This is a genomic window from Caulobacter sp. 05L422, assembly GCF_056397765.1.
Genome location: NZ_JBFTOB010000005.1, coordinates 60,487 through 81,563, shown reverse-complemented (window position 1 = coordinate 81,563; position 21,077 = coordinate 60,487). Strand labels below are relative to the sequence as shown.

General features: G+C 67.5%; 15 protein-coding genes. 7 read left to right on the top strand and 8 right to left on the bottom strand.

Annotation, left to right across the window (positions count from 1 at the left end):
- The first annotated feature begins 22 nt into the window (after positions 1-22).
- From pstB to phoB, 3 genes are read left to right on the top strand one after another with little or no spacing between them, the layout of a single operon-like run.
- Positions 23-871, top strand: coding sequence for a phosphate ABC transporter ATP-binding protein PstB (pstB, locus tag AC1DMQ_RS06820; protein ID WP_477032794.1), 849 nt, complete (start codon positions 23-25; stop codon positions 869-871).
- Positions 872-890: 19 nt separating this feature from the next.
- The gene (phoU, locus tag AC1DMQ_RS06815) at positions 891-1,580 is read left to right on the top strand and encodes a phosphate signaling complex protein PhoU (RefSeq protein ID WP_477032793.1); all 690 of its coding nucleotides are present in this window, start codon (positions 891-893) and stop codon (positions 1,578-1,580) included.
- Between the two features lie 19 nt (positions 1,581-1,599).
- On the top strand, positions 1,600-2,292 hold the full coding sequence (phoB, locus tag AC1DMQ_RS06810; protein WP_012288542.1) for a phosphate regulon transcriptional regulator PhoB: 693 nt from the start codon (positions 1,600-1,602) through the stop codon (positions 2,290-2,292).
- A 202-nt stretch (positions 2,293-2,494) separates the two neighbouring features.
- On the opposite strand, the gene AC1DMQ_RS06805 is transcribed toward phoB, so the two are convergent.
- Together AC1DMQ_RS06805 and AC1DMQ_RS06800 are read right to left on the bottom strand one after the other, a co-directional pair.
- A complete protein-coding gene (locus tag AC1DMQ_RS06805) occupies positions 2,495-4,054 on the bottom strand; it encodes a hypothetical protein (RefSeq protein WP_477032792.1) in 1,560 nt (519 codons plus the stop codon).
- Positions 4,055-5,079: 1,025 nt separating this feature from the next.
- Entirely contained in the window at positions 5,080-7,965 is a 2,886-nt protein-coding gene (locus AC1DMQ_RS06800) for a TonB-dependent receptor (RefSeq protein ID WP_477032791.1), read from the bottom strand.
- A 378-nt stretch (positions 7,966-8,343) separates the two neighbouring features.
- On the opposite strand from AC1DMQ_RS06800, the gene cytX reads away from it, so the two are divergent.
- On the top strand, positions 8,344-9,612 hold the full coding sequence (gene cytX / locus AC1DMQ_RS06795; RefSeq protein ID WP_477032790.1) for a putative hydroxymethylpyrimidine transporter CytX: 1,269 nt from the start codon (positions 8,344-8,346) through the stop codon (positions 9,610-9,612).
- Between the two features lie 11 nt (positions 9,613-9,623).
- Here cytX and AC1DMQ_RS06790 read toward each other — a convergent pair whose 3' ends face one another.
- Positions 9,624-11,699: an alkaline phosphatase family protein gene (locus AC1DMQ_RS06790; RefSeq protein ID WP_477032789.1), complete on the bottom strand. Its 2,076-nt coding sequence runs from the start codon at positions 11,697-11,699 to the stop codon at positions 9,624-9,626.
- Positions 11,700-11,864: 165 nt separating this feature from the next.
- On the opposite strand from AC1DMQ_RS06790, the gene purD reads away from it, so the two are divergent.
- Complete coding sequence (gene purD / locus AC1DMQ_RS06785) at positions 11,865-13,151, top strand: phosphoribosylamine--glycine ligase (RefSeq protein ID WP_477032788.1); 1,287 nt, start codon at positions 11,865-11,867, stop codon at positions 13,149-13,151.
- 134 nt (positions 13,152-13,285) lie between these two features.
- Complete coding sequence (locus AC1DMQ_RS06780; RefSeq protein WP_477032787.1) at positions 13,286-14,365, top strand: phosphotransferase family protein; 1,080 nt, start codon at positions 13,286-13,288, stop codon at positions 14,363-14,365.
- Positions 14,366-14,509: 144 nt separating this feature from the next.
- Here the strand turns inward: AC1DMQ_RS06780 and lpxK are convergent, their stop codons facing one another.
- Genes lpxK through AC1DMQ_RS06765 form a run of 3 tightly spaced genes read right to left on the bottom strand, consistent with a single transcriptional unit; the run spans position 14,510 to position 17,795 of the window.
- The gene (lpxK, locus tag AC1DMQ_RS06775; protein WP_477032786.1) at positions 14,510-15,517 is read right to left on the bottom strand and encodes a tetraacyldisaccharide 4'-kinase; all 1,008 of its coding nucleotides are present in this window, start codon (positions 15,515-15,517) and stop codon (positions 14,510-14,512) included.
- A complete protein-coding gene (locus AC1DMQ_RS06770) occupies positions 15,514-16,797 on the bottom strand; it encodes a 3-deoxy-D-manno-octulosonic acid transferase (RefSeq protein ID WP_477032785.1) in 1,284 nt (427 codons plus the stop codon). The genes lpxK and AC1DMQ_RS06770 overlap by 4 nt, the downstream gene beginning before the upstream one ends.
- A complete protein-coding gene (locus tag AC1DMQ_RS06765) occupies positions 16,794-17,795 on the bottom strand; it encodes a cation diffusion facilitator family transporter (protein ID WP_477032784.1) in 1,002 nt (333 codons plus the stop codon). Before AC1DMQ_RS06765 ends, AC1DMQ_RS06770 begins: the two co-directional genes overlap by 4 nt.
- Before the next feature lie 118 nt (positions 17,796-17,913).
- On the opposite strand from AC1DMQ_RS06765, the gene AC1DMQ_RS06760 reads away from it, so the two are divergent.
- On the top strand, positions 17,914-18,507 hold the full coding sequence (locus AC1DMQ_RS06760) for a hypothetical protein (RefSeq protein WP_477032783.1): 594 nt from the start codon (positions 17,914-17,916) through the stop codon (positions 18,505-18,507).
- On the opposite strand, the gene AC1DMQ_RS06755 is transcribed toward AC1DMQ_RS06760, so the two are convergent.
- Both AC1DMQ_RS06755 and AC1DMQ_RS06750 read right to left on the bottom strand, forming a co-directional pair.
- A complete protein-coding gene (locus AC1DMQ_RS06755; protein ID WP_477032782.1) occupies positions 18,504-19,214 on the bottom strand; it encodes a lysophospholipid acyltransferase family protein in 711 nt (236 codons plus the stop codon). The two genes, AC1DMQ_RS06760 and AC1DMQ_RS06755, sit on opposite strands and share 4 nt — an antisense overlap.
- Positions 19,211-21,001 (bottom strand): ABC transporter ATP-binding protein, encoded by a 1,791-nt coding sequence (locus AC1DMQ_RS06750; RefSeq protein ID WP_477032781.1) that lies wholly within the window; start codon positions 20,999-21,001, stop codon positions 19,211-19,213. Before AC1DMQ_RS06750 ends, AC1DMQ_RS06755 begins: the two co-directional genes overlap by 4 nt.
- Positions 21,002-21,077: the final 76 nt, after the last annotated feature.

Sequence of the window (21,077 nt, the reverse complement as noted above, 5' to 3'; positions counted from 1 at the left end):
ATCCCTTTCGCTGGGACACGCCATGCCGACCGAAAACCGCGACGACACGATCGCCGCTCATGCTCCGACCCTGGCCTCGGCCATCCCCGCCGGCCACGGCCACGTGACCACCAGCGAGTTCAAGATCCGGGCCCGCGACGTCAACGTCTTCTACGGCGAGAAGCAGGCGCTGTTCGACGTCAGCCTGGACGTGCCGGCCAAGTCGGTCACCGCCTTCATCGGCCCGTCGGGCTGCGGCAAGTCGACCTTCCTGCGCTGCATCAACCGGATGAACGACACCATCCCCTCGGCCAAGGTCCAGGGCTCGATCGAGATCGACGGCGCCGACGTCAACGCCAAGAGCGTCGACCCGGTGGTGCTGCGCTCGCGGGTCGGCATGGTGTTCCAGAAGCCGAACCCCTTCCCCAAGACGATCTTCGAGAACGTCGCCTACGGCCCCAAGATCCACGGCCTGGCCACCGGCAAGGCCGAGCTCGAGGCCATCGTCGAGGCCAGCCTGAAGAAGGCCGGCCTGTGGAACGAGGTCGCCGATCGCCTGCACCAGGCCGGCACCGGCCTGTCGGGCGGTCAGCAGCAGCGCCTGGTCATCGCCCGCGCCATCGCGGTCAGCCCCGAAGTGATCCTGATGGACGAGCCCTGCTCGGCGCTGGACCCGATCGCCACGGCCAAGATCGAGGAACTGATCGACGAACTGCGCAGCCAGTTCTGCATCGTCATCGTCACCCACTCGATGGCCCAGGCCGCCCGCGTTTCGCAGAAGACCGCCTTCTTCCACCTGGGCAAGCTGGTCGAAAGCGGTCCGACCGAGGAGATGTTCACCAATCCTCGCGACACCCGCACGCAAGACTACATCACCGGCCGCTTCGGCTAACCGGCAGGATCGACAAGCGATGACCGAACATACCGTCAAGTCCTACGGCGAAGAGCTGAACCACCTCACGGCCGAGGTCACCCGCATGGGCGGCCTGGCCGAGGCCCAGGTCGCCGACGCCATCGACTGCATCGCCCGCCGCGACGCGCCCCTGGCCCAGCAGGTCGTGGCCCGCGACGAGCGGCTCGACACCCTGCAGGGCGAGATCGAGCGCAAGGCCTTCAGGCTGATCGCCTTGCGCCAGCCGATGGCCGTGGACCTGCGCCACGCCGTCGCCGCCTTGAAGATCTCGATGAGCCTCGAGCGCTGCGGCGACATGGCCAAGAACATCGGCAAGCGCGCCCTGATCCTGACCGAAGCCGACCCGATGACCGCCCTGACCCGCTCGATCGAGCGCATGGGCCGCCTGGTCCAGGGCCGGCTGAAGGACGTGCTGGACGCCTACACCTCGTCGGACCTGCAGCGCGCCATCGGCGTCTGGGGCCGCGACGAGGAGGTGGACGAGCACTACAACGCCATCTTCCGCGAACTGCTGACCTACATGATGGGCGATCCCCGGACGATCAATCCGTGCGCCCACCTGCTGTTCGTCGCCAAGAACCTCGAGCGCATCGGCGACCACGCCACCAACATCGCCGAGATCATCCATTTCGAGCTGACCGGCGAGGAGATCATCTCCCAGCGGCCCAAGCTCGAGCTGTCGAAGTAAGCAAAGAGGGCCGGCCGAAGTGACTCCGTACGTTCTGGTGGTCGAGGACGAAGACGCCCTGGCCACCCTGCTGCACTACAACCTCGACAAGGAAGGCTACGTCGTCGGCGTGGCCGGCGACGGCGAGGAGGCCCTGACCATGGCCTCCGAGCGCGCGCCCGACCTGGTGATCCTCGACTGGATGCTGCCCAAGGTCTCGGGCATCGAGGTCTGCCGCCGCCTGCGCGGCCGCTCCGAAACCCGCAACGTGCCGATCATCATGCTGACGGCGCGCGGCGAGGAGAGCGACCGGATCCGCGGTCTCGACACCGGCGCCGACGACTATGTGGTCAAGCCGTTCTCGATGATCGAGCTGACCGCCCGCGTCCGCGCCGTCCTGCGCCGCATCCGTCCGGGCCTGGCCGACGACCGCATCACGGTCGGCGACATCGTCATCGACCGCGTCGCCCACCGCGTGAAGCGCCAGGGCAAGGAAGTCCACCTCGGCCCGACCGAGTTCCGCCTGCTCGACTATCTGATGCAGCACCCGGGCCGGGTGTTCAGCCGCGAACAGCTGCTGGACGCCGTCTGGGGCTCGGACGTCTATGTCGAGGCGCGGACGGTGGACGTGCACATCGGCCGGCTGCGCAAGGCCCTGAACGGGGACGTGGACGGGGATCCGATCCGGACCGTGCGTTCGGCGGGGTATTCGCTGGATCTCGACGCGGCGTAAGCGGCGGCGGATCAGTTTTGAAAGATGCGACAGCCCCGGCCGAAAGGTCGGGGCTGTTGGCGTTTTGGGGGCACCGAGGCCAGCTTCGGCTTTCGACCCGTTGCGAACTGCAGCCTCCTCAACAGCGCCCACTGGCGCGCCGAATGGGTGGAAGTTTGAACGCCCTCCATATTCTTGGGGCAGAGCGTTCAGCACATATGGGTCATCGAGAGGATCGCGCTGCAGGCGTTTCTATTAGACGCCGCCACGGAAGTTTCTCGTTCATTTGTTCCAAGAACGGATATTTCTTTCGATCTCTTGTCGCCTGAGGAAATTCTTGCCTGAATAAATTCCCCAAGGTCCAGCCGCCGTTATCTGGTTTGCTGGCGACTTCTATGGTTGCTAGAAATTCATCTGGTTTCGCCATAGCGAGTAGGTCTTCGAAGTCCTCGATTGAGCCGAACGCGATCTGATGTTTATCAGCTTCAAGAATATCTGGATCCGAAGCTATCAACTCGTTAGCGGCTTCTAGTACTCGAGCGCTGAATCCAACGGTCATGTCCATCCAGGGGTCAAGCGTGAGGACTAGCCCCTTGGCATCCTTGGACAAGGTGATTTGGTTCACCCTTCTCAGTCGAACATCGGCAATGAAGCGCCAAATTTGAGCGACCGCCTTCACTAGGTCGTCAAAGCCACGGTGGCCGGCTGTCAATGGTTCAAAGCCAAATCGAGTGACCACATTCATTTTGGTCGCCTTGCATTCGATGATGAGCGACACGTCGCCACCTCTTGATGCAAGTATGTCGGGACTTTTAACAGTGTTTCCGCGCCGCCTATAGTTGACTTCGCCGGAAATTTTCATGTCTGGCATCATAGCTCTAAGAATATCCAGCGAGTAATTCTCAAAATTAGTGCCGATTTCGTTTGCAATCGCGCTGCCTCCGCCAATTACATCGTAGTATAAGCCGGCAGTTACGCGGTATAAAATTAGTTCTGGAAGCGGAGAAAATATGGAGTTGCGAACAGGTTCACTGAATAAGCAGGGAAATTTTCTCAGAAAGCTAGGCGAGTAGGCCGGATCGGTTCGTCCCGCTCGAAGCGATTTCGCTTCCGACCTAGCGTCGGATATGGAGCAAGCTATCCGCGCCAACACCGCTTTTGCCTGCTCACGAGTTACATCGACTGCAGTCAGATCAAAGTTAGCTTGGATGTATCTCATCTGACCGAAGGTGCCATACAAGCCAAGCCCGATCGCAGACAAAGCGTTGAGTGTGAGACCGCTCAGCGCCAGATGATCGGTTGCCAATGGCCCGCCGTACAGCACTGCGGTTCTATAAAAATCGGGTAGATTGAGCCAGCCACGTTGCCATGGAAATTGGTGTCTACCGATACGACCAAGGTGATGAATGACGTTTTCTTGGGTTGTTATAAGCGCAGATTCTTCATTTTCCCATTCGTTGAGCTGGTTTAGCAACGTTGTGAGTGTATTGAAGCGATCATAATCTAAAGTGTGAATGATCCTTCCGCCTTTGATGTGCGCTTGGTCTGCCGTAAATGTTTCGTTGACTAGACTTTCTAGGCGCCATGGAAAGCAATAATATTCCGACTGGACGCCCTTTTTGCGGGCATCTTTTGGAATATCGTATGATGATAGGGGCGCGGTGCTGCCGCGAGCCTGCACTTCTGAAACAGCCCATACCAGTCCGCACAACTGCTCTTCGTCAGCCAAGCGAATTGTATTCAGAAAGCGCCTTTTTCGAAGGTCGCGTTTGAGGCTGCTCATGTCGGTTCGTTGCCTCGCAGTCTCGTTCACCCAATTGCGCTAGCCGATAGGAGCTTTCACGTCGATCGATGATGCTCCAGATTACCTCGTAAGCTTGGCAAGGTTTGTTCCTCATCCCTTGCCGAATTTCAGAACGTCCCCTTGGCGCGGCCTCGCCGCTAGCGGAAGACGTCAGGGGCGTTTCAGGATGGGGCGCATTCTTGAACCCTCTCCCGGAGGGGAGAGGGAGGGACCCGCGACGAAGTCGTGGGAGGGAGAGGGGTGACGCCCTGTCCGATTTCACACCGGCGCCCTGCCGGCACGCCGTCTGACGGTTTACCCCCTCACCCTCCCATTGCTGCGCAATGGGCCCCGCCCTCTCCCCATGGGAGAGGGTTGAAGACGCGTCCATGCTCTGCGTTCAGCGAGCAAATATCCATGATTTCAAAGCCTTAAAAATTCTCGACCCAAACTTGTCCCCACCCTCCAAACCGCGCGCATACTTCTCCTCGCCCTGTCGCAGGGGAGGACGTCCGGCCGGCGACCTCGACGTGCGGCCGGGGCGGTCGAGCGGGAAGCGCTCGTCGTTGGTCTTCGGTGACGACCTTCGCGACGGTCCTGGGCAGGTTCCTTGAAACACAGGACGAAACCCAGGCGGTGGAGGGATCGGCGAACGCGGCAGGCGCGGGCTGAAATCGCCCGCGTGGTCCGGACGGGGTCGTCGCCCCTCCGCCCGCCGGGGGCCTCCATCGGAGCGGGTTAAGAATCCGCGATCCGAAGGCTTCTGGAAGACGGCCGCGCGGAGCGCCCGTGACGTGTCGAAACGGTATTCTCCAAACCTCTACACCGGGCGCGCCCCGGACGCTCCGCCGCCTCCCCAACCCGCCGGTCATCCCGGCCGGGGACATGCGCTCGCGCGTGTCCCCAAGACTGTCGGTGCGTCGGTTGGGGACACGCCCAAGGGCATGTCCCCGGCTCGATCTCACAAAGAAACAGCCCCGGCCGTGAGGCCGGGGCTGCTGACGTTTGGACCTTTGTAGGGCGGCCTAGTACCGGAAGCGCAGGCCCATGAAGTACTGGGGCCCGCTCTCGCTGACCTCGGTGATCGAGTCCTCGCCGGCCTTGTACATGATGTCCCGGGCGCTGGTGACGTTCAGCGCCTGCAGCTTCAGCTGGATGTTCTTGGTGATGTCGTACTGGGCCGACAGGTTCAGGATGCCCGAGCCCCGGACGCTGCGGTTGGTGCTGCTGTTGGGCTTGGAGTAGTCGGTCCGGTAGCGGTAGGAGGCGCGCAGCTGCAGCCGTTCGCCTTCCCAGTAGAGCGAGCCGTTGACGTTGTGCTTGGACAGGCCGCGCAGGTTGGCCGGCTCGGTGTAGGGCGCGACCGTCGACGGGTCGGGGAATTCGAAGTCGGCCTTGGCGTAGTTGTAGCCGATGGTCGTGCCCATGCCGTTCCACGGCGCGGGCAGGCCGCTGAACACGTAGCTGGCGCTGGTCTCGAAGCCGTAGAGGTGACGGGTCTCCGGGTCGTTGGCCGGGGCCACGGCGTTGAACTCGACCAGCGAGCCGTTGGCGACGATCGAGGTGGTGAAGGGCTGCACCGCGTCGAAGGCCGCGTTCTTGATCCACTTGTAGTAGGTGGCGAACGAGAAGGCGGTGTCGCTGTTCAGGTAGAACTCGAGCGAGGCGTCCAGATTCCAGCTTTCCAGCGGCTTGAGCTGGGGGTTGCCGGTGGTCGAGTTGGCCAGAACGCCCTGGACGGTGGTCGCCGTCGCGTCGACGACCGGGGTGATCCCGACGTTGAACTCCTCGATCCCGACCCGCGAAATGGCGCGCGAGCCGGCCAGGCGCAGCCGGGTCTTTTCGTTGAGGTCGAAGTTCAGGTTCAGGCTGGGCAGCCAGTAGTGGTAGTCGCCCTCGCCCTCGATCTCGGACAGCGAGCCCGGCACGGTGACGATCGTCGCCACCGAACCGCCCACGGACGGGGTCACGGTGACGGCCGAGCGGTAGCCGGTCGATTCCACCTTGGTGGTGACATAGCGCAGGCCGACATTGCCGCTGACCGGGACGCTGCCCAGGTCCGACCCGAAGGATCCCATCACGTACAGCGCGCCGATCGTCTCGGTGACGTTGGTGTCTTCCGGGCCGCGGGAATCGGCCAGCAGCGGGTTGCTGTCGCGGCCGGTGTAGGTGCGGAACAGGCAGGCGTTGTCGAACTGGGCCCACGAGCGGACGTTGGTCGACGACTCCTTCATGAACTCGCTGGACGCGAAGGGCGTGCGGCAGTTGGTGTTGGCCTGGGCCACCAGCTGGGCGGCCGTCAGGCCGTCGCGGGCGATGGGGATGGCCACGTCGGCGTTGTTGTTGGCGTCGGTCTTGCGGGTGTGTTCCGAAAGACGGAAGCCGGCGCTGAGGCTCTTGAAGAAGCCGTCGCCCAGGTCGTACTTGCCGTCGACGCGCACGGCGCTGATGGCGTCCTTGCGGTCGGTGACCAGGCGGTAGCGGGCGTAGTTGGTGTTGCTGGCCGGCACGGCGGTGACGAAGTTGGCCGGGTCGTTGATGTCGAAGCCGATGAAGTCGACCGTCGGCACCACGTCGTCGGACCCGTCCAGCGTGTAGACCACGCGGCGGCCCGACCGCATGTTCGTCGCCTTCTGCAGCTCGGTGCGGTGCGACTGCGAATAGGAGACGTCGCCGTTCACCGTCAGGCGGTCGCCGGTCCAGCGCGTGGCCAGGCCGCCCCCGATGTATTCCTCCTCGCGCAGGCGGTCTTCCAACTGGATCTCGATGTTGGAGTTGCCCGTGTACTTGATCAGGGCGCCGTCGCTGAAGTCGTTGCCTTCGCCGCCGATGATCTGGGGCTTGATGCCGCGGGCGGCTTCGGTGATGGCCAGCTGGTTGCGGTTCTCCAGGCTGCTGCGCTTGGAGTACTGGCCGTCCAGGACGAAATCGAGCCGCTGGTTCGGGCGCCATTGCAGGGCGCCGATCAGGCCGTCGCGGATTTCGCTGGTGTTGATCTGGCGGAAGGTGCGCGAGGTCGTGGCGAAATAGAGCGGCGACTGGGTCGTGCCGGCCTGGTTGGCGGCGCTGAGCGTCGGGCGCATGGCGCAGTTGAAGCTGGTGCCGGCCGCCGTCTGGGCCGCCGCCGTGCCGGTGATCAGGTTGGCGTTGTTGGCCGAGGTGTTGCAGGGGATGAAGGCGGAGTTGGTGGCGTAGTAGTCCTCGGGCGCGGCCTGGTCCTGGTGCTGGTAGCCCAGGCTGGCCCCGATCTCGCCGATCTTGGTCTCCCATTGGCGGGTGACCGAGATGTTGGCGCGGTAGCCCAGGCCGTCGCGGCCGCGGATGGCGCCGTCCTTGGGCAGGTAGACCTCGCGCCATTCGGCCTGGATGCGGGGCTTGGCGTCCAGCGGACGGATCGAGCGCAGGTCGATGACGCCGGCGATGCCGCCTTCGGCGAAGTCGGCCTGCTGGGTCTTGTAGACCAGCACGCCGTTGACGAGCTCGGACGGGAACTGCTGGAACGCCACCGAGCGGTCCGGTCCGGCGGTGCTGACTTCGCGGCCGTTGAACGTGGAGAAGCTGAGCGTCGGGCCCAGGCCCCGCACCGACAGTTCGTTGGCGTTGCCCTTGAACCGGTCGGCCGTGACGCCGGTGATCCGCTCCAGGGTGTCGCCGACCGAGTTGTCGGGCAGGGCGCCGATCTCGTCGTTGACGATGGCGTCGACGACCGTCTCGGAGCTGCGCTTGACGTTGATCGAGTTGCGCTGCGTGGCGCGCATGCCGGTGACGACGACTTCCTCGACCTGCTCGGTGGTAGGCGCCGGCGTTGCCGGGGCGGTGGTCTGGGCCAGGGCGGCGGCGGGCGCGACGGCGGCGATGGCGGCCGAGGCCATCAGGCCGATGCGCAGTGAACGAACGGACGTGTTGAGCAAGGTTCCCCCCAAAGGTTGATCAGGCGCGCTCGTGAACCGAGCGTCAGCATGGAACAGGTTAGACCGATCATGACACCGGTGGCAAGATTGGTATGACCAGATTGCAAGGCGGCTACACCAGTCCGTCGGCTTGTGTGGCTTGGGCGCCAGCTTTCATGGCCCCGATTGCCATAACCCGGATCTCGGAAACGCTGTTTAGGGCATGACATGCCGCGAATTAGCGGTTGTTGACAGCTGCGCTCGGAAATTCTGGTATGACAAATGTCCCTTTGAGGTCAAAATTGGCCTAGCCACCGATCCGGGACGATGAGCGGCGCGGCGGGCCATGGGTGCTCCCACGGCTTTCACGCTCCGGAGGCGACCTGCTAAGGCAGGGCCATGGCCCAGCTCGACGACTCCTATGATCCCCTGACGCCCGTGCCGTCCGAACGCCGGGCGTTCGGGGCGTTCGACGCCTTCTCGCTGTGGTTCAGCCTGGGGATCGGCCTGCTGGTGCTGCAGGCCGGGGCCTTCCTGGTTCCGGGTCTCAGCCTCGGCGCGGCGCTGGCGGCGATCGTCACCGGCTCGGTGCTGGGCGCGCTGCTGCTGGCCGCCGCGGGGGTGGTCGGGGCCGACACCGGGCTATCGGCCATGGGATCGCTGAGGCCGGCCCTGGGCGCGCGCGGAGCGGCGATTCCGGCGGTGCTGAACGCCGTCCAGCTGACCGGCTGGGGCGCGTTCGAGATCATCGCCATGCGCGACTCGGCCGACGCCCTGGCCCGGCAGACCTTCGGAATCTCCAATCCGCTGCTGTGGACGCTGCTGTTCGGCGCCCTGGCCACCGGCCTGGCGATCCTGGGGCCGGTGTCGTTCGTGCGTCGGTTCCTGCGCGCCTGGGGGCTGTGGCTGCTGCTGGCCGGGGCCGGCTGGCTGACTTGGCGGCTGCTGGCCGACCACGACCTGTCAGGCCTGATGGCCAAGGCCGGAACCGGCCAGATGAGCTTCGCGGCCGGGGTCGACCTGGTGGTGGCCATGCCGCTGTCGTGGCTGCCGCTGATCGCCGACTACACCCGCTTCGGACGCTCGCCGCGCGGCATGTTCTGGGGCAGCGCCGCCGGCTACCTGTTGGCCAACGTCTGGTTCATGGCCCTGGGCGCCGGCTACGCCCTGGCGGCCGGGGGCGGCGAGGGCATGCTGCTGTCGGCCCTGGCGGCCAGCGGCGGCGGGATCGCCCTGCTGCTGATCGTCATCGACGAGACCGACAACACCTTCGCCGACATCCATTCGGCGGCGATCTCGACCGCGACCCTGGTGCGGGTCCGCTCGACCCGGCTGGCGCTGGTCTTCGGCGCGGTCTGCACCGTCGTGGCCCTGCTGGCCCCGATGGCTCGGTACGAGACCTTCCTGCTGTTGATCGGCTCGGTGTTCGCCCCGCTGTTCGGCGTGCTGCTGGCCGACCACTTCATCGTGCGCCGGCGTCGGCCGGCGTCCTCAGGGCCGGCCGCGAGCGACCTGAACCTGTCGGGCCTGGCCGCCTGGGCGGTCGGCGTCGGCGCCTATCAGGCGCTCAGCCGGGCGGCGCCCGACGTGGGCGCCACCCTGCCGGCCTTCGCGGCCGCCGCTGTGGTCTATCTGGCGCTGCGGCTGGCGCGGCGGCGCGCGGCCTAGGGCTTTCGCGGTCAGACCGCCGCCGGCCCAGGTTCGACGGTCCAGAAGTTGCCGTCCTTTTCGGTGGTGATCCACTCGCCCATGAACCACCGGCTGTCCTGCGTCAGGCGCTGGTCGCGGAAGTGCTGGTTCTGGAGGTGGATCCGCTCGCCGTAGCGGAGCGGCCCGCCCGGATTGTCCAGCTTGTTGATCACCCAGGTCTGCTTGTCGCGATTGACGCCCTCGAGGTACTCGTCGTGATAGTAGCAGTCGTGGGAGTCGGCCCAGGCCCCCAGGATGTTGCGGGCCCCGGGGCCGGGCTCGCGCGAGACCAGCAGGACCCGCGACCCGTTGTGGATCTCGGTCGGCGGATCGGTCGCCTGGGTGACGAACGACACCGGGGCCTTCTTGTCGTCCAGGCGCGGGAAATAGGCGGCGATGTCGAAGGCCACCAGCAGGTCGAGGATCGCCTGGGACAGCACCGAGCCGCCGCCGGCCACCTTCAGCGTGCAGTAGGCCGGGGCCAGGTACTTTCCGTGCTGGTTCTTCAGGTGGAAGGTCTGGCCGTACAGCACCGGGTCGCCGTTCTTGCGCCGGACGTCGACGAACGGCAGCACCGGATCGGTGCGCGGGGTGGTCAGGGTCACCGCGTGCTGGAAGCTGGGCGCGTTCTTGGCCCGCTCGCCGAACTGGGGCAGCAGGTCCGGACGCTTGATCTTCTCCAGCATGGTGGTGATCACCGAGGCGTGGTCGAAGGGCGTGTCGGTCTTCGAGCGGAACACCGACCCCTTCTGGACATAGGGCGAGACCACGATGGTCGGCACCCGCGCGCCCAGGCGGTCGAACTTGAAGCCGGCCTTGTTCTGGTAGGGGGGCTTGCCGGCGCCCCATGGCGGCTTGACTTTGCCTTCCTTCAGGTCGGCGGTCTGGTGGTCGAACGAACCCACGAACTCGTCGAAGGTGATCAGCAGGAGGGTCTTTTCCCAGGCCGCCTTGTTGGCGATCAGGCTGGTATAGACCTCCTTCACCAACTGCTCGCCGGCCAGGACGCTGCCGGGCGGGTGGTAGTCGTTGCCCAGGGCCGAAAACAGGTTCTCATAGCCCTTGTTGTCGACGGTGCTGTGCGCGATCGACCAGAAGGGCTCGATATAGCTGAACTTCGGCAGTCGGCCGGCCCGCGCCAGATAGTGGAAATCGCTGGTCTTGCGGAAGCGGGCGGCCGCGCCCGGGATCTTGTCCTTGATCTGCGGGAACAGGCGCCACGTATAGCAGGAATCCAGGTTTCCCGAGGTCAGGCCCTTCAGGTAGTCGGTGTAGGGCGCCAGCGCGTTGAAGATGTCACGGATGCCCGGGATGAACGCCGCGATGGTCGTGATCTCGTTCAGCAGGGTCGAGATCTTCTGCGGCAGGTAGCTTGTCTCGTAGAAGACGGCCCAATCGGCTCCGGCGGTGGCCAGAGCGTTGAAGATGGTGGGGGCGTTGACCCGATCGTCGCCGATCGCCATGCCGACGATCCTCTGGATCTCCTTGGCGCGCGGATCGGTCTCCAGGTCGCCGTTGTTGATCATGCCGTTCGAGGTGCCGCACATCAGGAACGAGCGGTTGGGATTGGTCTGGGACGGCACCGAGGCGTGCCAGGCGTCGCTGACGGCGTAGTGGCGCGCCAACTGGTTCAGCACCGGGGCCTGGGACTGGGTGAAGCTCTGCATCACCATCGGCGCCAGGCGACGGATGTCGGCCTCGGGCACCTTGCGTTCCTTGAGCACCTCGACGAAGTCGGCCAGCACGCCCTTCATGGTGGCCGGCGCGCCGGGCGCGGGGGTGCGGGTGTTGTAGAACTGGGTCAGGACCTGCTGGAAGGATTCCCCGGGCGCGAAGTCCGGCACCGTGAAGCCCGTCACGCCGCGCGTGGGCTTGGCGCTCAGCGAGCCGTTCAGGGCCGTGTTGACGAAATCATTGAGATTGACCCCCTGCAGCCCGCGATAGGGCGCGGTGGCCGGCGGGATGAAGGTCGGCGTGTCCCGTTCGTAGGTCCAGCCCAGCAGGCTGTCGAACGTGCGGTTCTCCAGCATCAGCACGACGACGTGTTCAATCTTATCAAGCGACATGGCGACCTCCCCTGCGACTTATGGTGGTGGCGCGGACGTTGCCCTTCCAGGGAGAGTGATGTCAATATTCAACTTATAAGCGTTAATGCCGAAGCCCTGGGCTCGCATGGGCCGCACCGTCATTCGTCTTGACCCCGCGCGCTCGCCACGCGACACCCCGGCCTCATGGAAAAGCTGAACATCCTCCTCGTCGGGTCTGGTGGGCGCGAGCACGCCCTGGCCTGGAAGATCGCCCAGTCGCCGCTGTGCGGACGCCTGGTGGCGGCGCCGGGCAACCCCGGGATCGCCCAGGTCGCCGAGCTGCGCGCCGTGAAGGTCACCGACGTGGCGGGCCTGGTGGCCCTGGCCCGGGAGATCGCCGCCGACCTGGTGGTGGTCGGTCCGGAATCGGCGCTGGAGGTCGGCCTGGCCGACGAACTGGCCAAGGCCGGGATCCCCTGTTTCGGCGGCAGCGCCCAGGCTGCGCGCCTGGAGACCTCCAAGGCGTTCACCAAGGACTTCTGCCAGCGCCACGACCTGCCGACGGCGGCCTATGGCGTGTTCACCGACGCGGCCTCGGCCGGGACGTTCCTCGACACGCTGGAAGCGCCGTTCGTGATCAAGGCCGACGGCCTGGCGGCCGGCAAGGGCGTGGTGATCGCCGCCGACCGCGCCGAAGCCGACGCCGCCGTGCTCGACATGCTGGGCGGCCGTTTCGGCTCGGCCGGCGCGCGGGTGGTCATCGAGGAGTTCATGCACGGCGAGGAAGCCTCGCTGTTCGCCATCTGCGACGGCAAGACCGCCGTGCTGTTCGGCGCGGCCCAGGACCACAAGCGCGCCTATGACGGCGACGAGGGCCCCAACACCGGCGGCATGGGCACCTATTCGCCGCCGCCCGTCCTGACCCAGGCCCTGGTCGACCAGGCCTGGCGCGAGCTGGTCGAGCCCACCGTGGCCGGCATGGCCGCCGAGGGCTGCCCCTATGTGGGCGTGCTCTATGCCGGCCTGATGCTGACGCCCACGGGTCCCAAGCTGGTCGAGTACAACGCCCGCTTCGGCGATCCCGAATGCCAGACCCTGATGCTGCGGCTGGAAAGCGATCTGGTCCCGCTGCTGCTGGCCGCCGCCAAGGGCGAGCTGGCCTCGGCCGACAAGCCGGTCTGGCGCGACGAGGCGGCGATCTGCGTGGTGCTGGCCGCCGAGGGCTATCCCGACGCCCCCAAGACCGGCGGCCTGATCCAGGGCGCCGACAGCGAATTCGGCGGCGAGGCGGTGATCTTCCACGCCGGAACGACCCGCGACGCCGACGGCCGGCTGGTGGCGTCCGGCGGCCGGGTGCTGAACGTCTGCGCTCTGGGCGCGACGCTGCACGAAGCCCGCGACGTGGCCTATGCGGCCCTGGGCACGGTGTCGCTGGAGGGCGGGTTCTATCGCTCCGACATCGGCTGGCGGGCGCTGAGCCAGCACGCTTAGCGGTTCAATTTCAGCACCGTCATCCTCGGACTTGTTCCGAGGATGACGGTCGTAAGGGTAGCTGCGAACCAGGCTTGCACCCTTCGCCCCACCCTCTAAACTCCCTTTCAAACAAGCGTTGGGGAGTTAAGCGCATGGCCGTGGCCGAACAGTCCGCTCAGGATCTGAATTCCGGGACCAAGCCCGTCGACCCGCGCCACGCCATCGACGAGGCCAAGCTGGCGACCTGGCTGGAGGCCAATGTCGAGGGCTATCAAGGTCCGCTGGAGGTGCGCCAGTTCAAGGGCGGCCAGTCCAATCCGACCTATCAGCTGGTCACGCCGTCAAAGAAGTACGTCCTGCGCCGCAAGCCGCCGGGCAAGCTGCTGCCCAGCGCCCACGCCGTCGACCGCGAGTTCAAGGTGATTTCGGGCCTGAACAAGGCCAGCTTCCCCGTCGCCAAGGCCTACGCCCTGTGCATGGACGAGGAGGTCATCGGCACGATCTTCTACGTGATGGACAATGTCGAAGGCCGGATCCTGTGGGACGGCACCCTGCCCGACTACCAGCCGGCCGAGCGCCGGGCGATCTACGAGGCCGAGATCGCCACCCTGGCCGCCCTGCACAATGTCGACTACGCCGCCGTCGGCCTGGCCGACTACGGCAAGCCGGGCAACTACTTCGCCCGTCAGATCGACCGCTGGACCAAGCAGTACAAGGCGTCCGAGACGAAGGTGATCGAGGACATGGACCGGCTGATCGCGTTCTTGCCGACCAGCTGTCCTACCGACGACGTCACCTCGATCGTCCATGGCGACTACCGCCTGGACAACATGATCCTGCACGCCACCGAGCCGAAGGTGGTGGCCGTGCTGGACTGGGAGCTGTCGACCCTGGGCAATCCGCTGGCCGACTTCAGCTACTTCTTGATGAACTGGGTGATGCCGTCCGACCAGCGCGGCGGCCTGGCCGAGATCAAGGACCTGACCGCCTACGGCGTGCCGACCATCGACGAGGCCGTGGCCCAGTACTGCAAGGCGACGGGCCGCGACGGCCTGCCGAACCTGGACTGGTACTTCAGCTACAACCTGTTCCGGCTGGCGGGGATCTGCCAGGGGATCGTGGGCCGGGTGCGGGACGGCACGGCGGCCAGCGCGCATGCCGAGATCATGGAGGCGCGGGTGCCTGTTCTCGCCAGAGGCGCCTGGGAGTTCGCGAAGAAGGCCGGGGCTTAGGCGGCGAACGCTTGCCCCCTACGGGTCGCTTCGCGACCGTCTTCCCCCACAGGGGGAAGAGGCTACGCCGCTGGCGCGGTGCTCGTCCTCCGCCCCCTCGCCGCGACAGACCGCGAAGCGGCCAGGTGGGGGCAAGTGGGTGAGCTACAGCCCCACCGACTCCAACACCGCCGCCAGCACGTCCTCTTCCTCGAACCGCGCCCGCACCGGCCACGCCGTGACCTTGTCGCGCCATTCCTGCGGCAACCGCACCCAGTCCTTCTCGGTCGTGACCAGCCCGGCGCTATAGGCCTGGGCCCGGTCCCACAGGAAGTTCAGCGTCGCCTCGTCGTATTCGCCGTGATCCGGATAGGGCGCGAAGTCGACCAGGTGGCAGCCGGCGGCCTGCAGGGCGCGCTCGACCTTCCAGGGTTTTCCGATGCCGGCGAAGCCGACCTGGCGGCCCTTGGGCGGCGGGGCGGCGGGCTCCAGCCGGGCGATCAGCACCGGGGTGTCGCCGAACAGGGCCAGCAGCGCGGGATCGGCGGCCGGCAGGTCGTCGGGCAGCAGGACGATCACCGCGTCGGTGCGCGCCAGGCTGACCTTCAACGGCTCGCGCATCGGCCCGGCCGGGAACACCTTGCCGTCGCCGAACGGCCACTCGTCGTCGCGGGTCTCGCCGTCGACCACCACCAGCGACAGGGTCTTGCGCAGGTCGGGGTTCTGGTGGCCGTCGTCCATGACCACCACCTCGGCGCCGGTCGCCGCGGCCTTGCGGGCCCCCAGCACCCGGTCGCGCGACACCCACATCGGAAAGTCCTGGGCCAGCATCAGCGGCTCGTCGCCGACGTCCTTGGCGGTGTGGCGCGCCACGTCGACCCGAACAGGGCCCTTCAGCTTGCCGCCATAGCCGCGCGACAGGCCGTGGGCGCGGCGGCCGCGCTGGGTCAGGGTCAGCAGCAGTTCGCGGACGATCGGCGTCTTGCCCACCCCGCCGACCGTGAAATTGCCCACGCAGATCACCGCGCAGTCGGCGCCGCGCGGCTGGGTGCGGGCGATGCGCCGGGCGGTCTGGGCGGCCCAGATCCACGACAGCGGGGTCAGCAACAGGCGTGTGAGGGGGCTGGGCGCGCCTTCACGGCGGTACCACCAGCGCGGCGTGGCCAGCTTCATGCCCCGATCTCCGCGTCCAGCAGATCGAGGATGCGGTCAAGGCCGGTGCGGGCCTCGGTGTCGCGCCGGGCGACGAAGGCTCGGGCGCGGACCGCCCGCAGCTTCAGCATCTCCGGCCCGGCCAGCAGGTCGGCCAGGCGCGCGCCCAGCACCGGGGCGTCGGCGAAGGCCACGCCCTCGGCGTCGCGCAGGTCGGCATAGGCGGTCAGCCAGTTCTCGACGTGGGGGCCCGAGACGATCGGGCAGTCCAGCCGCGCCGGCTCCAGCGGATTGTGGCCGCCGATCCCCGCCACCAGGCTGCCGGCCACCAGGGCCAGGTCGGCCAGCCGGTACCAGAGGCCGAGTTCGCCCAGGGTGTCGGCGACGATGACCTCGGTGGAGGCGTCGGGCTCCCGGCTGCGCAGGCTGACCGTGGCGCCGGTCGCCTGGGCCAGGTCGACGATGGACGGGCCGCGTTCGGGATGACGCGGGACGATCACCAGGCGCGGTCGCCCGTAATCTTTATTGGCGTCCAGGGCGCGCCAGGCGTCCAGGACGATCTCGTCCTCGCCCGGATGGGTGCTGGCGGCCAGCAACATCGGCCGGTCGCCGAGCCGCGCGCGCAGGCCGGCGAGCGCCGCCTCGTCGACCGGCAGAGGGTCCGAGCCGAACTTCAGGTCGGCCTCGCCGGCCACGGTCCCGCCCAGGGCGGTCAGGCGGTCGGCGGCCCGGCCGTCCTGGGCCAGGATCAGGTCGAAGCCGCTGAACAGCTCCCAGGCCGCGAACGGCCGGGCCTGCCAGCCGGCATAGCTCTTGTCCGACAGCTTGGCCGAGACCAGGGCCAGCTTCACGCCGCGCGCCTTGGCGGTCAGCAGCAGGTTGGGCCACAGCTCGCTTTCGACGAAAACCGCCAGGTCCGGCCGCCAGTGATCGAGGAACCGCCGGGCGCCGCCGGGCGTGTCGACCGGCAGGAACTGGTGGATCGCACCAGCGGGCAGGCGGCGGGCCAGGAGCTCGGCCGAGGTGACGGTGCCCGAGGTCACCAGCACCCCGACGTCGGGACGCTCGGCCCGCAGGCGCTCGACCAGGGGCAGGATCGACAGGCTCTCGCCGACGCTGGCCCCGTGCAGCCAGATCAGACGGCCTTCAGGACGCGCGGTCGTCGGCCGGGCCAGCCGCTCGTGCAGCCGCGCGCGGTCCTCCTTGCCGGCCTTGGCGCGACGGTCCAGCAGCAGGGGCGCGAACGGCTCCAGCGCGGTGGTCGCCGCGCGATAGAGCTGCAAGGACAGGGGAAGGCTCACACCGCGTCCGCGCCGGCCAGGTGGCAGGTGGCGACGCCGCCCGACTCGACCTGGATGGTGACGTGGCCGATCTTGAACCGCTTGGCCATCTCGCCGCAGATGTCGTGCAGGAACTGGTCGTTGTCGGGGTTTTCGGGACGGACCAGGTGAGCGGTCATGGCCGTCTCGGTGGTGCTCATCGCCCAGATGTGCAGGTCGTGCACCTCGGTGACGCCGGGACGTTCGGCCAGCCAGGTCTTGACCGCCTTGGGGTCGATGCCGCGCGGCGCTGCGTCCAGGGCCAGGTCCAGCGAGTCGCGCAGCAGGCCCCAGGTGCCCAGAACGATCACCGCCACGATGGCCAGGCTGACCACCGGGTCCAGCCACAGCCAGCCGGTGAACCACATGGCGGCGGCGGCCACCACCACCCCGGCCGAGATGGCGGCGTCGGCGGCCATGTGCAGGAAGGCCCCGCGGATGTTCAGGTCGTCCTTGGAGCCCTTCATGAACATCAGGGCCGTGGCGGTGTTGATGACGATGCCGATGCCCGCGACGATCATGACCGGCCCGGTCTCGATCGGCTGCGGATCGGCGAAGCGGCGCACGGCCTCCCAGGCGATGGCCCCGATCGCCACCAGCAGCACCACGGCGTTCGTCAGCGAGGCCAGGATCGTGCCCTTGCGCAGGCCGTAGGTGTGGCGGCCGCCCGGCGCCTTCTTGGCCAGGATCACCGCGCCCCAGGCCATGAACAGGCCCAGCACGTCGGAAAGATTGTGGCCGGCGTCGGCCAGCAGGGCCAGCGAATGGGTCATCAGGCCGGCGACGGTCTCGGCCGCGACGAAGCCGATGTTCAGCGCCGCGCCGATCGCGAAGGCCTTGCCGAAGTCCTTGGGCGCGTGGCTGTGGCCGCCGGGACCGTGGTGGTGATGGTGGTCGTGGCCGTGCGCGTGACCATGGTCATGATCGTGGCCATGGCCGTGGTGATCATGGTCGTGCTTGTGGTCGTGATCGTGCGGCATGGGGTCTTCTCCCACCAAGGGCGGGACGGATCAACTTCCCAGCCTTCAGGCGCGGCGCTTTCGTCGCGGAACCGCGATAAAGGTGGGGCGTAGTCCTGGCGATGGGAGAGCGCGCGACATGATCCGACTTCACGAGCGACCCGCGGCATGGGCGGCTTTGCTCGCCGCCTGTGTCCTGACGGCCTGCTCCGAGCCGAGCGCTTCAGATCCGGCGCCGGCTCCCGGTCCGACCGAAGTCAGGACGCCGGCGGCGTCGCCGCCGCGCTCCGCGCCGGTGGCCGCCGAGCCCAGCGCGCCGGCGGAAAGCCCGACCGAAAGTCCGACCGTCGGAGGCGACGGCTCGGCGATCCAGCTTTCGCCCCTGGCCTCCGCCGACCTGCAGGCCGAGCCGTTGCAGGGCGAGCTGGCGTGCAGCTTCGCCACCGGGGACGCCGCGCCGCTGCTGTTCGCCCAGGGGAACGTCGCGTCGAAGGAGGCCGCTCAGGGCGTGGTCAAGGTGGGGAACTATGTCGAGCGGGTGGCCGCGCCGGGCGGTTTCGACGGCATGCTGAAGGGCGTGGTCTTCACCGGAGCCGGCAAGACGATCCGCATCACGCTCACCGGGCCGGCCATGGGCGGCGGCGAGTCTCCGCCGCGTCCCGCGACCCTGACCTACGACCGCGCCGACGGCGCCAGCCGGACCATCGCCGGCCGCTGGACGTGCGGTCCCTAGACCGGCTGCGTCTCGCCCACGATCGCCTCGGCCCGCCGGTTCACGGCCGACAGCCGCGCGGCCCAGGTCTGGACCAGCACGTCGGGGTCGTCGTCGCGGGCCATGACCACCGGCTCGTCCCAGACCATGGCGGCCTTGGCGAAGGGCAGGGGGATGATGGTGCGGTCCCAGGTGTTGAGGCGGATGCACGGCTTCATGGCCACGCCGACGAACAGCACGGGCGCGCCGGTCATCCGGGCCAGGGCCAGGGCGCCCTTCTGCATTTCCTCGACCGGACCGCGCGGGCCGTCGGGCGTGATGGCCATGGCCCCGCCGTCGCGCACCCACTTGACCATGTCGCGGAAGGCCTGCTCGCCGCCCTTGTTTTTTGCGGTGTCGGTCTTCTTGACCGACGAGCCGCGGATCGAGGGCAGGCCCAGCTTGCTGATCGTGCGGGCGATGAACTCGCCGTCGCGCGACTGCGAGACCAGCACGCGGATTTCCGGCTTGTCCGGGCCCTGGGGCCAGGTCGTCGGCCCGACCGGCACGCGCGAATGCCACAGGGCCAGGATCGCGCCGGACTTGTCGCGCAGGCTTTGCGCCCACACCGCCTGGGCGTGCTCCTGGCCTTCGCGGGTCCAGCGCAGGGTGGCGTAGACCAGGCGCAGATAGCCGACCATCAGGTTGGTCATCAGGATCATGACCCAGGGCGAACGCAGGGGCCTCAAGCGCCGATCTCCGAAGGGGTCTCCGGCAGTTGATCCAGGTCCTGGGCCTTGGCCAGGCGGGCGTAGAGGCCCTTGTGGCGGACCAGCGAGGCGTGGGTCCCGGTCTCGACCACCCGGCCCCTGTCGATCACATAGATGCGGTCGGCGTCCTTCACGGTCGACAGGCGGTGGGCGATGACGATGGTGGTGCGGCCGGCCATCAGCCGTTCCAGCGCCGCCTGGACCTGGGCCTCGCTCTCGGTGTCCAGGGCGCTGGTGGCCTCGTCCAGCAGCAGGATCGGGGCGTCCTTGAGGAAGGCGCGGGCGATGGCGATGCGCTGGCGCTGGCCGCCCGACAGCCGCGTGCCGGCCTCGCCGACGATCGTGTCGTAGCCCAGCGGCAGCTCGCCAATGAAGTCGTGCGCCGCCGCCTGGCGGGCCGCCGCCTCGATCTCGTCCTCGGCGGCGCTGGGCCGGGCGTAGGCGATGTTGGCGCGGATGGTGTCGTCGAACAGGAACGGCTCCTGGGTGACCAGGGCGATGCGGTCGCGCAAGGACGCCAGGGTCACGCTGCGCACGTCATGGCCGTCGATGGTCACCGACCCGGCGGTCACGTCGTAGAAGCGCGGGATCAGGTTGAGGATCGAGCTCTTGCCGCCGCCCGAGGGGCCGACCAGGGCGACGGTCTCGCCCCGGCAGGCGGTCAGGCTGACGTCGGACAGGGCCGGGGCGTTGTCGCCATAGGCGAAGCTGACGCCGTCGAAGGCGATGGTCGCCTCGCCGGCCGGCAGGGCCTTGGCGTCGGCGGGGTCGACGATGGCGGCCTCGACGTCCAGTTGCTCGAACAGGCGGCGGGCGGCCGTCAGGCCTTCGCTGAACACGGTCTGCAGGTTGGCGACCTGCCGGAGGGACTGGAGGGCCATGGCCAGAGCGCCGATGAAGGCCGTGAACACCCCGGCGGTCATGCCGCCCGTGCCCGCCCGCCAGCCGGCATAGGCGAAGACGCCCGCCGTGACCAAGGCCCCGAAGGTCTCGGTGGCCGGCGCGGCCATCGCCTTGGCGTTGGAGCCCTTGATCAGGTGGCGCTGGCGGCGCTCGACCACCACGGCCACGCGGCCCTCCTCATAGGCCTCGCGGTTCTCCATCTTGACGATCTTGACGCCGTCCAGGCTCTCCATGATCGCGGTCGACAGGTTCGAGGTCTCGCCCATGGCCCCCTTGGCGGCCTTGGTCGTCTTCCTGGAGAACCGGCGGATGAACAGGCTGGCGACAGGGGCGATGACCAGGACGCCGGTCGCCAGCATCCAGTCCAGCCGGAACATCACGGTCAGCGCGCCGATCACGGTCAGGAATTCGCGGGTGTAGTTGACCACGCCGCTGGTCGCCGCCTCGCGGATCAGGGTGGCGTCGTAGAGCATCGACGAGACGTAGGAGCCGGAATGGGCGCCGCGCAGGCGGGCCAGGTCCGAGCGCACCAGCTTGCCGAACAGCCGCACCTGCATGTCGCCGACCACGGCGTTGCCGATGCGGTTGATCGAGGTCGTCTGCAGCACCTGGAACAGGCCGCGGGCGATGGCGATCGCGGCGATCAGCAACGGGATGCGCACCAGGGCGCCGGGCACGGGATGGGTGATCAACTGGTCGACGGCCGGCTTGAGCACCTCGATCAGGGCGGCGCTCAGGCCAGCGATGAGCGCGGCGCTGAGCAGCGCCACCGCCAGCCTGTTCTTGCGGGGCTTGAGGTACTCGCGCCAGATCCGCGCGGCGAGGGCGCGGTTGGTCACTTGCGGCGCGGCGGGATCGGTCATGGAGGCAGGGGTCGGATTTCGGGGTGGCGCTGTCAAGCTCGGCTATGGGTTGTCATTGCGGCGGGGGTGCGGCGCT

Bases quoted from the DNA above. Each gene is read 5' to 3' on its own strand.
- AC1DMQ_RS06790 (WP_477032789.1), bottom strand. From the start codon at position 11,699: ATGTCGCTTGATAAGATTGAACACGTCGTCGTGCTGATGCTGGAGAAC.
- purD (WP_477032788.1), top strand. From the start codon at position 11,865: ATGGAAAAGCTGAACATCCTCCTCGTCGGGTCTGGTGGGCGCGAGCAC.
- AC1DMQ_RS06805 (WP_477032792.1), bottom strand. From the start codon at position 4,054: ATGAGCAGCCTCAAACGCGACCTTCGAAAAAGGCGCTTTCTGAATACA.
- AC1DMQ_RS06750 (WP_477032781.1), bottom strand. From the start codon at position 21,001: ATGACCGATCCCGCCGCGCCGCAAGTGACCAACCGCGCCCTCGCCGCG.
- phoU (WP_477032793.1), top strand. From the start codon at position 891: ATGACCGAACATACCGTCAAGTCCTACGGCGAAGAGCTGAACCACCTC.
- pstB (WP_477032794.1), top strand. From the start codon at position 23: ATGCCGACCGAAAACCGCGACGACACGATCGCCGCTCATGCTCCGACC.
- cytX (WP_477032790.1), top strand. From the start codon at position 8,344: ATGGCCCAGCTCGACGACTCCTATGATCCCCTGACGCCCGTGCCGTCC.
- AC1DMQ_RS06760 (WP_477032783.1), top strand. From the start codon at position 17,914: ATGATCCGACTTCACGAGCGACCCGCGGCATGGGCGGCTTTGCTCGCC.
- AC1DMQ_RS06780 (WP_477032787.1), top strand. From the start codon at position 13,286: ATGGCCGTGGCCGAACAGTCCGCTCAGGATCTGAATTCCGGGACCAAG.
- AC1DMQ_RS06765 (WP_477032784.1), bottom strand. From the start codon at position 17,795: ATGCCGCACGATCACGACCACAAGCACGACCATGATCACCACGGCCAT.
- lpxK (WP_477032786.1), bottom strand. From the start codon at position 15,517: ATGAAGCTGGCCACGCCGCGCTGGTGGTACCGCCGTGAAGGCGCGCCC.